Here is a 13,915-nt window from a genome sequence, read left to right as displayed (position 1 = left end):
AGCGTGTGAACAGGCGTTCTTTACTTCACCAGCCGCGTTTCTCTCGAAGGCCGGTAACCAAAATACGAGCTGTAGCATTTGCTGAAATGGCTCGGTGAAACAAAGCCGCATGCGACCAGCACATCAACCTGAGACAGCTCTGTGTGCTGAAGCAATCGCCGTGCTTCGGTAATGCGTAATTCCAGGTAATACCGTTGCGGTGTGCTACCCAGTTGTTCTTTGAACAAACGCTCTATTTGTCGACGGGAACGTCCGGCATAGGCCGCCAGTTGCTCCATTTGCAACGGCTCTTCCAGGTTGGCGTCCATCAGTTTGACCACCTCTTTGAGGGGGGCGCTCAACGAGATGTTCTGCGTCGGTTTGATGCGCCGATACCGCGACTCTTCGAAAGAAAGAATGTCTTCGATGCCTTCGACGAGCGCCTTGCCGTGCAGCCCCTTGATCCACTCCAGAGCCATGTGAAAAGCACCCGCTGGACTCGACGCCGTGAGCCTGTCTCGATCCACGACAAATGCTTCACTGGTGACATGCGTGACTTTTGAAATTTCTGCGAGTGCAGGTCGGTGCTCGGGATGAATCGCACAACGATACCCTTCAAGCAAACCTGACACGCCCAAAAACCACGCCCCATTCCACAGTCCGGCCAGTGTGATACCAAACTCTGATGCTGTTTTGAGGAGGCTGATCAGCTCGTGATTGACTTTGAGTTCCGTGCGGTAGCCGCCGCATACGACCAACAAATTGAGGTCTTTAAGTGCTGCGACCTCCAGACGCGAATCAGGCCGAATGACCAGGCCAAGGTCGCTGGTTACTTCACCGTCTTGCAACCCGAAGGTTCGTGAAGAGAACGACGTGGGATGCAGAAGGTTGGCGGTGACTATCGTATCGAGCGCTTGCGTAAATGCAGGCAACGAGAAGTGTTCGAGCAGTAAAAATCCTGCCCGGGCATGAGCTGTCGGCTCACTCCGAGTCTCTTCCAGATAGCGCAGGTTTTCACCTTTCATACACCCGCTGAAATCTCGCCGTTCGATCACTTTACGCCTCGCTTACACTAAAAAAAGCAGCCTTTGTGCAAACCACGGTTGAATCTGCGCATCGAAGAACCAACCGCTGACGCCGTGACCAAACTGTTTATGCGAGCTGGAACCCTTGGGCTATACGGCCTTTGCCATCCCTTAGTAGTGACTTGTTAAACGGCCTTTATTGGAAAAGCCGACGACTTAACTTGTTAACCTTCTCGCCCGGCCCAAAACTCATGCCAGCGAATAACCGAACTGACACCCAGCTTCGTTATTATCTTGGGGGGTAGCTTGCTGGGGCCTGGTGCGTGACTGAAGCTATCGAGAAACTCCGAACGCGTACCCGACGCCAACTCCGCAGCCATCACACCTGCCAGGGTGCTTTTCACAGTACCCAACCCATTTTCGCAGCAAGCCGAATACAGGTTTTCTTCGATCTCGCCAAATGCAGCGGCGCTGTTACGGCTCAAACACAGGCGGCCGGCCCAGCTGAACTCCAACGCAGTGGATTTCAATTCGGGAAAGCGGGCATCCAAGGAATGTCGCTGTTCTTTGGCCACCGCAGCTACCCGCTCTGGAGTGACCTGGATACTCGGGTCATAGGTGAACTTTGTCCGAATGACAATACGCGAGAGACCGTCTGAAGATATCTTGCGAACGGTCGCGCCCATTGGATCCGCCGGCAACAACGCCCACCTGGCTTTGCCCGGCACCTCTTTCCTGAATGCATCATCACTGTACGCCGCTGTCATGGAGGCGTAAGTGAAGACGTGCAACAGGCGTCCTTGATAATGGCCAAAGTCTTCAATGTGGCCGTTGACCCCAAGAATGACCTTGGGTGCTTGCACCGTCCCGTTATGAGATCGAGCGATCCAACCACTTCCCTGCTTGGTCAATTCAATAATCGGAGAGCGTTCGAACAGCGTGATTTTCCCTTCGAGCCCTGCTGCCAGGTCTCTAATGTATTGCGCGGGTTGAATCATCACTGCGCCGGGGGTGTAGATCCCACCGTGGTAATAGGTGGACCCGGTGATTTCGCGCATTTGCGCGGCATCTAACATCTCGAACTTCTCGCCAATGCGTTCAAGGGATTGAGCGTAATTGACGTTCAGCTTCAATCCCCGCTCAGTGGCGGCCGCGTTGATCTTCCCGGAAGGGTCGAACGTGTCGGCAGACATGCCGTACTCCCGCGCGGCTTCAGCGGCAAAAGCAATCGCAAAACGATTTTGCGTAATCTCCAGCGCCGTTGCAGACTCACTCGCCACGGAGTATTCCCCGGACGACAGACTGTGCGGCACATCGATCATGAAGCCAGAGTTTCTGCCCGACGGCCCCTTGGCGACTTCATGCGCATCGACCACAACAATGCTGTCACCCGGGTGCAGCTGTGAAAGTCTGCGAGCGGCGGACAGGCCGGCAAACCCGGCCCCGATAATCAGCCAGTCCGCCGTCACGTTTCCATCAAGCATGCGGACAGGCGCAGTGCGTGCGGAAATCGCCTCCCAACCTGAAACCCCGGTGTCTACCGGCAGGCGCTTGATGGTATGGGTGCTCATTTTTCGGTCTCTTCATCCGACCGATCAGACACATCGATCCAGATGGTTTTGATTTCGGTGTACTGGTCATGGGCAAAAATGGATTTGTCCCGACCGCCGAACCCGGATTCCTTGTAGCCACCGAAAGGCGTCGATGCATCGCCCTCGCCAAAGCAGTTCACGGTGACGATGCCGGCACGAATTTCACGCGACAACTTGATCGCCCGACGCAGACTGCCGGTATAAACCGAGGCCGCCAGGCCGTATACCGTGTCATTGGCCAGGGCAATGGCTTCGGAGATCGTGTTGAAGGTGGTGACCGAGAGAATCGGGCCGAAGATCTCTTCCTGGAACAGACGGTTGTCTCGACCGACACCGTCAATCACCGTTGGCTCTACAAAGGCACCATCTTTGGTCGCGCCACCGTAAACAACTTCAAGCTTTCCGGCGGCGGCGTGCTCAAGGTACGACTTCACTTTGGCAAAATGCTCAGGGCTGACCAGCGACCCTACGCGGTTTTCCGGATCGAGTGGGTCGCCCATCTTCCATTCGCGGATGTAGGCGCCCATGCGCTCTAGCAGCTCGTCTTTAACAGACGCATGGACGATCAGACGTGACGTCGCGGAGCAGTTTTCGCCCATGTTCCAGAACGCGCCGTTGACGACATGCTGAGCGACGAGATCCAGATCCTGGGCATCGTCCATCACCACGGCCGGGTTTTTCCCGCCGCACTCAAGCACGATGCGTTTCAGGTTCGAATCGGCGGCGTAATGCAGGAAGCGGCGGCCGGTCGCGGTGGAGCCGGTGAAGCTCACCATGTCGACATCGTTATGCAAACCGATCGGCTCACCGACCTCTTTGCCCGTGCCAGTCACAATGTTCAGTACACCAGCGGGTATACCGGCTTCAAACGCCAGTTGAGCGACACGCAACGTGGTCAGCGAGGTTTGTTCAGCAGGTTTGACGATGACCGAACAGCCCGCAGCGAGCGCCGGGCCGATTTTCCAGGCCAGCATCAGCAGCGGGAAGTTCCAGGGCAATACGCAGCCCACCACGCCGATCGGCTCCCGAACTACCATGGTCAGCGCGTCGCTGCCCACCGGGGCGGTGTTGTCATAAATCTTGTCAATCAGTTCTGCGTGCCAGCGGATCGTGTGGATGGTGTCCGGGATGTCGACCAACTGACATTCACTGACCGGTTTGCCGCTATCGAGGCTTTCGAGGACGGCCAGTTCGTGTTGATGGCTTTCGAGCAGGTTTGCAAACTTCAACAGAACAGCTTTGCGCTCCCGAGGAGAAATAGATCTCCAGCGTCCATCCTCAAAGGCCTCCTTGGCATTGCTCACCGCGAAGTCGACATCCTCGGACGAACAAGCTGCGACGTCGGTCAAAAACTCACCGGTCGCCGGATTGTTCGTGGCGAAGGTTTTGCCCGAGATCGCGGGTTTAAACGCGCCATTGATGAACGCCTTGGATGGCAACGAAATGTCTTTGGCCAAAGCGGCATATTCGGCCTTGCTCAGAAGATCACCCATGGCTGGCTCCCGAAGTAATGTTGGCTACGTTACGTTTGAGTTCAGTAATGACCGATGCGAAACTCTGCTTTTCGTCCGCTTCAAGTGGCTGCAATGGCAGGCGCACGTTACCGACTTTCAATCCGGCAACTTCGCAGCCGTACTTGATCGATTGCACGAACTTGCCACCGTCCAACGCATTCATCAGCGGCATCATTGCCGACATGATTTGACGGCCTTTGTCGAAGTTCTTTTCGATCACGCAGGCTTCATAAAGCGCAACGTGTTCCTTGGGCAGGAAGTTGGAACCTGCGCACACCCAACTGCGGGCGCCCCAGGCAAAAAATTCGAGGGCCTGGTCGTCCCATCCGCAGGACAAGGCGATGTTGGGGAACTGCCGGGCCAGCCTATGCACCTGGCCCATGTCGCCGGAACTTTCCTTGATGGCGATGACGTTTTTCGATTGACTGACACGTGTGAAATATTCTTCATCCATCGAAACGCACATGCGCCCCGGATAGTTGTAAAGCATGATCGGCAAGTCCGCTGCGCGATCGATAGTGAGCGCGTGAATCGCGTTTTCCTGTGAGGTTGGCAGCGCGTAAGGTGGGGACGTGACGAGAATCGCGTCCGCTTTGATCGATTTCGCATCCTTGGCGTACTGAACCGCATCTTCGGTGCGAATCGCCCCGGTACTGACGATCAGTTGCACCCGAGTGCCAATCACATCTTTGGCGTAGGCCGCCAACTCGGTGCGTTCTTCCGAAGTCTGCGCATAATACTCGCCGGTCGACCCGCCGATAACAATGCCGTGCACCTTCGCCTCAATCAGCGACTCCAAAACTTCCGAGTACACATTCCAGTCAATCTCCCCATCAGAGTTATAAGGCGTTACTGCTGGCGTATAGATACCTTCAAATTTCAAGATAAATGCTCCGAATGCGAGTTAGGTGGAAGATCAACGAGCGCGTCAGCTTTGATGCCTTGAGGCGCGATAAAAATCTCCATGTTTTCACGGGACAGTTGCCAATGCTCAAACACGAGATCGCCAGAGGTTGTTTTACTGACTAAGTACCGTTAGCTGTTGAATCCAGACTGGCATGGGGCAATAGAGTGGTCAATAGCGTGTCTTCCCCGCGCAGACATCTTTAAAGCGATATAGCGCACAGAGTCGAAAAATATTTATCCTTTAAATTCAATTGGTTACGAATAGCATCTTAACGCTACGCTATCGATCGATAACATTTGTTTATGTATTGATAAGCGTAAAAGTTTCTTGTTGGGGTGTGATTGCAGACGTAGTCTTTACAACAGCGATATTTTATTGGCGAAATGGCGTTACCTAATATCGAGATTGATGCAAACAATGGTCTTTTGTCGTCCCTTTGGTATTTTGGAGTGTGTTGACCGTGAGCACTAAATCGGCAGTTTCAAATCTTATTGCGCAGCGCAAGCCTGACCATGCGCTGCCAGGTGCCCTCTATAGCGACCCAGATGTTTACAGGCAGGATCTGGAACAGATCTGGCACAAAAGCTGGATCTTCGCAGGGCACACATTTGAGCTGGAGAAGTCGGGTCAGTACCTGTCGCTGCAAGTCGGCGACTACCCCGTCGCGGTCGTCCGTGGCGCAGACAAACAGATTCGGGCCTTCCACAACTCCTGCCGTCATCGCGGTTCCAAGGTGTGCCCGGAAGCAAGCGGCAAGGTCGCCAAGCTGGTGTGCCCTTACCACAAATGGACATTCGAACTGGATGGCCGCCTGCTGTTCGCCGGGAACATGGGGGACGATTTCGACAAGTCTCAGCATGGGTTGAAGTCCGTGCATTGTGAGGTCGTCGAAACATACATCTATGTGTGTGTTGCTGACGTCGCCCCAGACTTTTCTTCGTTCAGAAAATCCGTCACCCCTTTCGTTGCGCCTCATAATCTGGACGACTGCAAAGTCGCGTTTGAGTCGAACATCATCGAGAAAGGCAACTGGAAACTGGTTTTCGAGAACAACCGTGAGTGCTACCACTGCGACTGCACTCACCCGGAATTGATGCACTCATTCGTGGACAACCCATCAGTGGGCGGCGCCGGCGGCGATGAAGATCTCGAACTCAAAGAGCACTGGGATCGCTGCGAGGCGGCAGGTCTGCCTAGCCGATTGGTCATGGATGATGAAGGTCGTTTCCGCATGACGCGCATCCCCCTGTTTTCCGGGGCCGTCAGCTACACCATGGATGGCAAGCCTGCGGTCGCTGGCCGGTTGGACACAACCGGTGAAGCCAACATCGGTGCGCTGCTTTATTTCAACTACCCATCAACCTGGAACCACTTTCTGGGCGATCACGCGCTGAGCTTCCGCGTCCTGCCCCTTGGTCCGGGCGAGACAATGGTCACTACAAAATGGCTCGTCAAGAAGGACGCGCAGGAAGGTGTCGACTACGACATCGATCGCCTGACCAAGGTTTGGCTTGCAACCAATGACCAGGATCGCACCTTGGTTGAAGGCGCACAGGTTGGCGTCAGCTCTCCTGCTTACGAGCCGGGTCCATTGTCGGTGGCCAGCGAAATTGGTGTATGTCAGTTTGATGATTGGTACTGCAAAACGATGCTTGAGCAGCTCAATGACACGATCCCGTTAAGATCTGTCGGCTAAGGGCAACACTGCCGGTGGTGAGAACCACGAATGATCACCACCGGTACATCCACGCCATCCGAGTCACTGCTCCGCCAGTGCTCCTATCTTCTAAACAGCTCAGGAAAACTGGGCGAGGATCCAGTCGCGTAGCCGGCAACAGGCGTCGTCATTGATCCGGTCTTCACGAAATGTCAGATAGTGCTGACTTTCATGGAGAACCACTTCTTCTTCGATCGGACGAATCAGCGTGCCGTTTTCGATCAGGTTTTCGACCAGGTGATTCCATCCCAGCGCTACGCCTTGGTGGGTTAACACCATGCTGATTACCAGGTTGTAGTCGTTCGCGTTGAAGACGTGAGGGCTGTCGTGGGGACGTTTCTCGATATCAACATCGTGATAAGCCAGCCAAACGCCCCAGTCAACGTGCTCCGCTACCTGGGATCTGCCATAGGGGCTGAGGTTTAGCAAAACCCCGTCGCGTAATCCTTCCAGGCTGGACAGTTCAGGGTGCTCCTCTTTGTAACGAGGTGTGCACACCGGGTAGATGACGTCATGAAACAACGGATAACTGCGGTAGCCATCCTGAATCCTGGCCATTTTGGTGATGAAGATGTCCGGAGTTACACCCGGCTCCATCGATAAAAAGTTTTGAGTGGTTACCAGATTGAGGTCGATGTCTGCGTTCTTGGTAAAAAACCCCGGTAGCTTCGCTGCGAGCCAGAGGGCTGAAAACGCGGGAGAACAGCAAAGCGTCAACGTGCGTTTGCCTGCATTGTTGGTGCGAATGCGCTCCGCCGCCTGGGAAATGTTGACGAAAGATAACTGTGCCGCATCAAAAAAGATGGATCCGGCTTCCGTCAACTCGACTGCTCGCCCCACCCTCTTGAAGAGATCCACCCCAAGGTACGCCTCAAGCTCCCGAATCTGACGGCTAATTGCCGCTTGAGTAACGCACAGCGCTTCAGCCGCACGCGTAAAACTCTGATATTTGGCGGCGGCTACGAATGACTTCACTGCTTTCAGAGACGGCATTTTCAGCAGCGTCATGTCTGGATCGATGTGCTTAACCATAACCTAGAGTATTGAATATCCGGTTCGGGGCCCTTGGGAGGGCCGTTAGGGACGAGATCGGCAAGAGGGTTTCCACCTAGAACCTATGCTGGAGCGTAGCTGAAACAGAGGGTCTAAGACAGGGCCAGCGGCAGTCCCCTTCGCAACCAGCACTGTCGCAGTCGTAAATTGATACGACTAATTAATTGATAACATGACGTTATTGATTGGCCGGAAGAAATGTTGTTAGACGCTGACTCTATTAGGTAATAACTTGTCACTCAAGGCACTGCCCAATTCAGCGTCGATAAAACAAGAATAATAAACATCACATAATAAAGAGGATGGTCACAATGACTAACTCCCAACCTTTCTCCCAGCTTGACTGCCCTTATAAGCACCGTCTTAACTGATTAAGATACGTATATCTAAACTCTTGATCTTACGTCGTATTTGCAGCAGGAGGGGTTATGAGTCTTGGTGACGAGATACTCTCGGTAAAAAACATTTACAAAGTCTTTGGTACTCAGCCAAAGCTCGCGATGGAGATGCTGGCTCGCGGTGCTGATAAAAGTGAAATTTTCAGCAAAACCGGTCAAGTCGTTGGCGTTTTTGATGCCAGTTTCTCCGTAAAACGTGGAGAGATTTTCGTCATCATGGGGCTTTCCGGTTCCGGGAAGTCGACGATGGTGCGGTTGTTCAATCGACTGATCGAGCCAACCTCCGGAACGATCCATCTTAACGGACAAGAAATCACTGGTCTGTCGGACGCCGATCTTCTCAGCGTTCGTCGCAAAGACATGAGCATGGTGTTTCAGTCGTTTGCCCTGATGCCCCACATGAGTGTTATCGACAACGTTGCTTTCGGCCTGGAAATCTCGGGCGTCGAGGAAAGTGAACGGCATAAGCGTGCTCTCGAGGCACTTAAACAGGTGGGGCTCGATGGCCACGCCTACAGCTATCCGCACCAACTGTCCGGCGGTATGCAACAGCGGGTAGGCCTGGCCCGAGCGCTGGCCAACGACCCCGCCATCCTGCTGATGGACGAAGCCTTCTCGGCACTTGACCCGTTGATTCGCCACGAAATGCAGGGCGAACTGATCCGCCTGCAGGCAGAACAGCATCGCACCATCATCTTCATCTCCCATGACATTGACGAGGCGATTCGCATCGGCCATCGCATTGCGATCATGGAGGGTGGTCGGGTAGTTCAGATCGGTACCCCGCAAGAGTTGCTTTGCAACCCCGCGAACGATTACGTCAGGGCTTTCTTCAAAGGCTTTGATGCCTCGAAGATCCTCAAGGCGGGTGATGTTGCCAAAATTTGCGCAGAGCATCCGTACGCCATGGATCAATCCACGCCTACGCTACGCGACGATGTACTCCTGCAGGACGTCTTCCACATCGTTGCCGATGCAGTTAATCCGGTTGCCGTGCTGGATCGCCAGGGTGTGTTCAAAGGCACGATCTCCAAGAGCCTACTGCTCCAGACAATGAGCCGTCACTAATAGGCTCTACTCGCTGGCTTGCCAGGCTCGGACATTCAGGTGATTAGCATGAACGAATTCAGCTTTCTAGACCCGTTTCAATCCATCAACGTCCCTTTGGGCCAATGGGTAGAAGTTGCCCTTAATTATATGGTTCAGAATTTCCGCGAGGTATTCCGCTCGATAAGATGGCCAATCGACCAGGTACTTAATGGTATTCAGTACGGACTACTGGCCATTCCTCCGTCAATATTCATTATTATCGCCACGCTCTTTGGCTGGCAGGTAGGCGGAAAAAGAATAGGTATTCTTTGCTTTGTTACTCTTACGCTATTAGGCGTGATCGGCGTGTGGAATGACGCCATGATTACCCTTGCTCTGGTGCTCACTTCACTGTTTTTCTGCGCAGTTATTGGCATACCACTAGGTGTCTTGTGTGCCCGTAGTGACCGACTGGAGATGCTTCTGCGTCCGGTACTCGACGCCATGCAAACGCTGCCCGCATTTGTTTACCTGGTACCCGTCGTGATGCTGTTTGGTATCGGCAACGTACCGGGCGTACTGGTCACGATCATCTTTTCGGTAGCACCACTCGTGCGGCTCACCAATCTGGGAATTCGCCAGGTACCGGAAGACAAGGTTGAGGCCGCCCGGGCATTCGGATGCACCCCACGCCAGATGCTGAGGCGGGTTCAACTTCCTTTAGCTGCACCGACGATCATGGCGGGCCTGAATCAGGCATTAATGTTGTCACTTTCCATGGTGGTGATCGCATCAATGATTTCGGTGGGCGGGTTGGGGATGATGGTGCTTCGCGGGATTGGTCGCCTTGATATGGGCTTGGCAACCGTCGGTGGATTGGGGCTGGTATTGCTGGCGATTTTCCTTGACCGCCTGACTCAGGCAATGGGCGAACGCAGTAACAGGGCAACCAAAGGTGAACACTGGTACCAGACCGGCCCGGCGGGTGTCATTTATCGCCTGAAGAGAAAAAACACTGTTACAAAAATAGAAGTTAGTCCCAAAGAAAGTTAACCCGCTTAGCGGCGCGTTGTGAACAAAAAGAAATGCCAACTTAGTAACCCAGCCAAGGTAAACGATAATGAACTTCACAACCTTCGGAATAAAACAGAAATTCATTCATTCTGTGGCGCTTTTAGTTTTAGCGGTATCACCTGTGTTTGCATCGGCCGCAACGGCGCAGGAGCCCGGAAAAGGGGTATCCATCACCCCGATCTTTCCGTCAATCGCCGAGGAGCGGTTTCGCGGAGAGATTGCAATGGCGGGTCTCAAGGAGTTGGGCTACGACGTTGAAACACCAAAGGAAACCGAGTACTCCACCATGATGGTTGCGCTTGCCAATGGTGACGCGGATTTCTCAGTGCATTTGTGGGAGGAACTGCACAAATCTTTCTACCAGAAGGCCGGCGGCGATGAGACGATGGTGAAAACCGGCGACATTATGCCGGGTGTGTTGCAGGGCTATATGATCGATAAGAAAACGGCTGATGAGTATCACATCACCACTATCGATGATTTGAAAAAACCAGAAATTGCCAAGCTGTTCGATAGTAATGGCGACGGTAAAGCCGACCTGACAGGTTGCAATCCCGGTTGGGGCTGTGAGCTCATCATTGCGCACCATATGAAAGCCTATGGCCTGGAAAAAACCGTCACAAATAACCAGGGTTCCTATTTTGCCCTGATGGCGGACACCATCGCTCGTTATAAACAAGGTAAGTCGATTCTCTACTACACCTGGGTACCTCAGTGGATCTCCGGTGTTCTGGTCGAAGGCAAAGATGTTGTCTGGTTAACCGTGCCGCGTACGGATCTTCCAGGTGGCAAAAACGATGTCAACACTACCTTTAATGGTAAAAACCTTGGTTTCGCTGTAGACAGTGTCAAAGCGGTTATTAACAAAGAGTTCGCCGAGAAAAATCCGGCTGCCGTGAAGTTCCTGTCTGAAATGCAGATCACTACCGACGATGAAAGCGCGCAAAATCTCAAAATGCACAATGGTGAAAAAAGTGCAGCTGACATTACTCGTCACGCCAAAGAATGGATCGCGGCCCATCGCGCGAAATACGACAGCTGGCTGGCAGACGCACGAGCCGCGGCTAATACCGCCACCGCAAAAAAATAGTTCCTTCATTTAAATCTGCATAAAAGGTTGCCCTGCCCCGGGCAACTTTTTATCCGTTTCGGCGTTCATCATTCAGGAATCATGAAATGCAGTTGTATTCATTCGTCCAGAATTTCAGTTACAAGGACGCGCCCCTGCATACACGCGAGTTGGTTAAAACTTGCCTGCTCGACATCATTGGTGTGGCCGCCGGTGCTCGCGACAATCAAACCAGCGTGATGCTCAAAACCTACGCAGACACCCACTACTCTGCCAACAAGCTGTCCAGCCGCCTTTGGTTCGACGGCAGAGCCGTACATCCATTGGGCGCCGCGTATGCAGGCGGTTTCTGCGTTGATAGCCTGGATGCACATGAAGGTCACTTCACCTCCAAGGGGCATGCGGGTGCAACCGTTGTCCCGGCCATTGTTGCATTGGTTGACGCGTATCGCAGTCAGGGCAAAGACATCAGTGGCGAAGAATTCCTCAGCGCACTGTGCATCGGTTACGAGACCGCTTTGCGGGCGGGCCAGGCATTGATGGCCACTGCCCCTGAATATCATGCCTCAGGCGCCTTTTCCGGGATCGGGGTCGTTTGCGCTGGCGCCCGCTTGCTGAAGCTTGATGAAACGACGTTCCGTCATGCGCTGGGTATCGCGGAATACTTTGGCCCCAGGTGCCCGATGATGCGCCTGGTGAGCTTTCCGACGATGTTGCGTGATGCTCACGGCGCCGGGGCGTATGCCGGACTGAACGCACTACTGATGGCGCAGCTCGGTGTCACTGGCGCTCCTGCCGCCACCGTTGAACCTTTGGAGATTTCCACTTTCTGGCAGGACATTGGAACCCGCTGGGAAATCGACGAGCAATATTTCAAACCGTGGCCGGTATGTCGCTGGGCGCAACCGGCACTCACGGCCATGACCGATTTGATGCGAGCACATCCAGCCATCACTGCGGAGTTGATCGAGACCATTGATGTCGAAACGTTCCACGAGTCTGTGTGTTTGCAGGGGCATTTTCCGAAGAATGCGGACGAGGCCCAGTATGCGCTAGCGTTCCCGCTGGCTGCCTTGATCGTTCGCGGCAAGCTGGGACCTAAAGAGGTCACCGGGGATTCCATTCATGCGCCAGACATCTTGAGTATCAGCGCGAAAATAACCCTTCATGAGGCGCCTGACCTGTCCACCAGGTTCCCGGAGGAAATTCTGTCCCGCGTCACGGTTACCCTGAAAGACGGCACGTGTCTTACGAGCCCAACCGCGACAGCCAAGGGCGACCCCGGCAACCCTATGTCGAGCGACGAATTCGCTGCTAAATACCATTTACTGGCTGATGACAGTCTGGGATCCACACTCAGCAATGCCATCAAGAACAGTGTTGAAGCATTGCCCGGTAGTGATGACTGCCAATCGTTCTTTGATTTGTTGCTGTCCGCTACAAAAACCGCTCCCTGGATTCCGCAACGGTTTCTTGGCTAGTCGTTCAGGTGTCAAAGAGGATTTATGCCATTCGTATTCGAGAGCGTGCTCAAAGACAAAAACATGGGGTACTCCTATACGGCGGAGAAACCAGTAAAGCCGCAGGCAGTGACTCGTGTAGCTTTCGTGCTTTTGAACAATTTCTCGATGATGTCGTTCACCGGCGCTATCGATGCGCTGGTGACCGCCAACCTGATTAGCGAGACACCAGCGTTTGAGGTGTTGACTGTCGGCATCAGGAGCCGTCTGGTGATGAGCGATCTGGGTATTGCGATTTCAGCAGACTTGGAGCTTTCACAACTACCGGATCGTATCGACGTTCTGATTGTCGCCGGGGGTTTACGGGTCAAACTGATCAGCGACCCGCTATTACGTCGCAAGCTACGTAACGTCGCCTCTCTTGGCGCGACCATGGGCGGTTTGTGGAACGGTGCATTTTTCCTGGCGGAAGCTCAGCTTATGGATGGTGTCGAGTGTGCTTTCCATCCAGACGGGCGAGCGATGATGGAGGATGTTTTTCCCAAGGTGCTGGTCTCTTGTCGAACTCACGTAATAGACAAAAACCGTATCACGTGCGCCGGCGCCAGCAGCTCGTTACGCATGATGCTGGAGCTCATCACCGCTAAACAAGACGTGTCGCTGACCCATGCTGTCGAGGAAATACTCAGTTGCGATCAAACCTCTGAAGTCTCAGGGATATCGACCGTCATAGTTGACTCTGATCCCACCTTGCCACAAACCCTGAAGCTCGCTTTAGAACTGATGCAAAAGAACATCGAAGAGCCGCTATCGATCGACGAACTGGCTGAGTGTGTGAACATTTCCCGACGACAATTGGAGCGTCGCTTCTGCCGTTTTGTGGGTGCGACGCCCACACGCTACTACCTTGAGCTGCGCTTGACTCGAGCGCGGCAGCTTATTCTGCAGAGCAATCGGCCGATCACCGATATCGCGATTGCGACCGGCTTCTGTAGTTTCGCCAACTTCCATATGCGCTTTCGTGACTTCTTTGGCGTTGCGCCAAGCAGTTACAGAGCAACGTATGAGCGCAGGCGCTAAGTTTTCCGAAACCCGGGC

Annotated in this window: 11 protein-coding genes and 1 pseudogene; 6 read left to right on the top strand and 6 right to left on the bottom strand. The window is 53.7% G+C overall.

Annotated features, from left to right (window positions below):
- Window positions 1-20: 20 nt before the first annotated feature.
- From TU81_RS01945 to TU81_RS30990, 5 genes and pseudogenes are all read right to left on the bottom strand, one after another.
- Window positions 21-1,034 (bottom strand): GlxA family transcriptional regulator, encoded by a 1,014-nt coding sequence (locus tag TU81_RS01945; protein ID WP_173667525.1) that lies wholly within the window; start codon window positions 1,032-1,034, stop codon window positions 21-23.
- 194 nt (window positions 1,035-1,228) lie between these two features.
- A complete protein-coding gene (locus tag TU81_RS01940; RefSeq protein ID WP_048393041.1) occupies window positions 1,229-2,575 on the bottom strand; it encodes an NAD(P)/FAD-dependent oxidoreductase in 1,347 nt (448 codons plus the stop codon).
- Complete coding sequence (locus TU81_RS01935) at window positions 2,572-4,089, bottom strand: aldehyde dehydrogenase (protein WP_048393039.1); 1,518 nt, start codon at window positions 4,087-4,089, stop codon at window positions 2,572-2,574. The genes TU81_RS01940 and TU81_RS01935 overlap by 4 nt, the downstream gene beginning before the upstream one ends.
- Window positions 4,082-4,993, bottom strand: coding sequence for a dihydrodipicolinate synthase family protein (locus TU81_RS01930; RefSeq protein WP_048393037.1), 912 nt, complete (start codon window positions 4,991-4,993; stop codon window positions 4,082-4,084). The genes TU81_RS01935 and TU81_RS01930 overlap by 8 nt, the downstream gene beginning before the upstream one ends.
- Window positions 4,990-5,115, bottom strand: a pseudogene (locus TU81_RS30990) (GntR family transcriptional regulator); the annotation flags it as partial. The gene TU81_RS01930 and the pseudogene TU81_RS30990, both read right to left, overlap by 4 nt.
- A 362-nt stretch (window positions 5,116-5,477) precedes the next feature.
- Here TU81_RS30990 and TU81_RS01925 point away from each other — a divergent pair.
- A complete protein-coding gene (locus TU81_RS01925) occupies window positions 5,478-6,713 on the top strand; it encodes an aromatic ring-hydroxylating oxygenase subunit alpha (protein WP_048393036.1) in 1,236 nt (411 codons plus the stop codon).
- A 99-nt stretch (window positions 6,714-6,812) separates the two neighbouring features.
- Here the strand turns inward: TU81_RS01925 and TU81_RS01920 are convergent, their stop codons facing one another.
- Complete coding sequence (locus tag TU81_RS01920; protein WP_048393034.1) at window positions 6,813-7,766, bottom strand: LysR family transcriptional regulator; 954 nt, start codon at window positions 7,764-7,766, stop codon at window positions 6,813-6,815.
- 449 nt (window positions 7,767-8,215) lie between these two features.
- Between TU81_RS01920 and TU81_RS01915 the strand changes: the two genes are divergently transcribed.
- From TU81_RS01915 to TU81_RS01895, 5 genes are all read left to right on the top strand, one after another.
- Window positions 8,216-9,253 carry a quaternary amine ABC transporter ATP-binding protein gene (locus TU81_RS01915; RefSeq protein WP_038982996.1) on the top strand — a complete coding sequence of 346 codons (1,038 nt, stop codon included), beginning with the start codon at window positions 8,216-8,218 and terminating at the stop codon, window positions 9,251-9,253.
- Window positions 9,254-9,301: 48 nt separating this feature from the next.
- The gene (gene proW, locus TU81_RS01910) at window positions 9,302-10,267 is read left to right on the top strand and encodes a glycine betaine/L-proline ABC transporter permease ProW (RefSeq protein ID WP_038982995.1); all 966 of its coding nucleotides are present in this window, start codon (window positions 9,302-9,304) and stop codon (window positions 10,265-10,267) included.
- A gap of 67 nt (window positions 10,268-10,334) precedes the next feature.
- Window positions 10,335-11,378, top strand: a complete 1,044-nt coding sequence (gene proX, locus TU81_RS01905; protein WP_080772124.1) for a glycine betaine/L-proline ABC transporter substrate-binding protein ProX — start codon at window positions 10,335-10,337, stop codon at window positions 11,376-11,378.
- Window positions 11,379-11,464: 86 nt separating this feature from the next.
- Entirely contained in the window at window positions 11,465-12,838 is a 1,374-nt protein-coding gene (locus tag TU81_RS01900; RefSeq protein ID WP_048393032.1) for an MmgE/PrpD family protein, read from the top strand.
- A 24-nt stretch (window positions 12,839-12,862) separates the two neighbouring features.
- On the top strand, window positions 12,863-13,897 hold the full coding sequence (locus TU81_RS01895) for a GlxA family transcriptional regulator (RefSeq protein ID WP_048393030.1): 1,035 nt from the start codon (window positions 12,863-12,865) through the stop codon (window positions 13,895-13,897).
- Window positions 13,898-13,915: the final 18 nt, after the last annotated feature.

Origin of the sequence: Pseudomonas lini (assembly GCF_001042905.1) — a bacterium.
Taxonomy (GTDB): domain Bacteria; phylum Pseudomonadota; class Gammaproteobacteria; order Pseudomonadales; family Pseudomonadaceae; genus Aquipseudomonas; species Aquipseudomonas lini.
This window is presented reverse-complemented; position numbering and strand designations above follow the sequence as displayed.

Coding starts and splice junctions, on each gene's coding strand:
- TU81_RS01940 (WP_048393041.1), bottom strand. CDS start 2,575: ATGAGCACCCATACCATCAAGCGCCTGCCGGTAGACACCGGGGTTTCA.
- TU81_RS01935 (WP_048393039.1), bottom strand. CDS start 4,089: ATGGGTGATCTTCTGAGCAAGGCCGAATATGCCGCTTTGGCCAAAGAC.
- TU81_RS01920 (WP_048393034.1), bottom strand. CDS start 7,766: ATGGTTAAGCACATCGATCCAGACATGACGCTGCTGAAAATGCCGTCT.
- TU81_RS01915 (WP_038982996.1), top strand. CDS start 8,216: ATGAGTCTTGGTGACGAGATACTCTCGGTAAAAAACATTTACAAAGTC.
- proW (WP_038982995.1), top strand. CDS start 9,302: ATGAACGAATTCAGCTTTCTAGACCCGTTTCAATCCATCAACGTCCCT.
- proX (WP_080772124.1), top strand. CDS start 10,335: ATGAACTTCACAACCTTCGGAATAAAACAGAAATTCATTCATTCTGTG.
- TU81_RS01900 (WP_048393032.1), top strand. CDS start 11,465: ATGCAGTTGTATTCATTCGTCCAGAATTTCAGTTACAAGGACGCGCCC.
- TU81_RS01895 (WP_048393030.1), top strand. CDS start 12,863: ATGCCATTCGTATTCGAGAGCGTGCTCAAAGACAAAAACATGGGGTAC.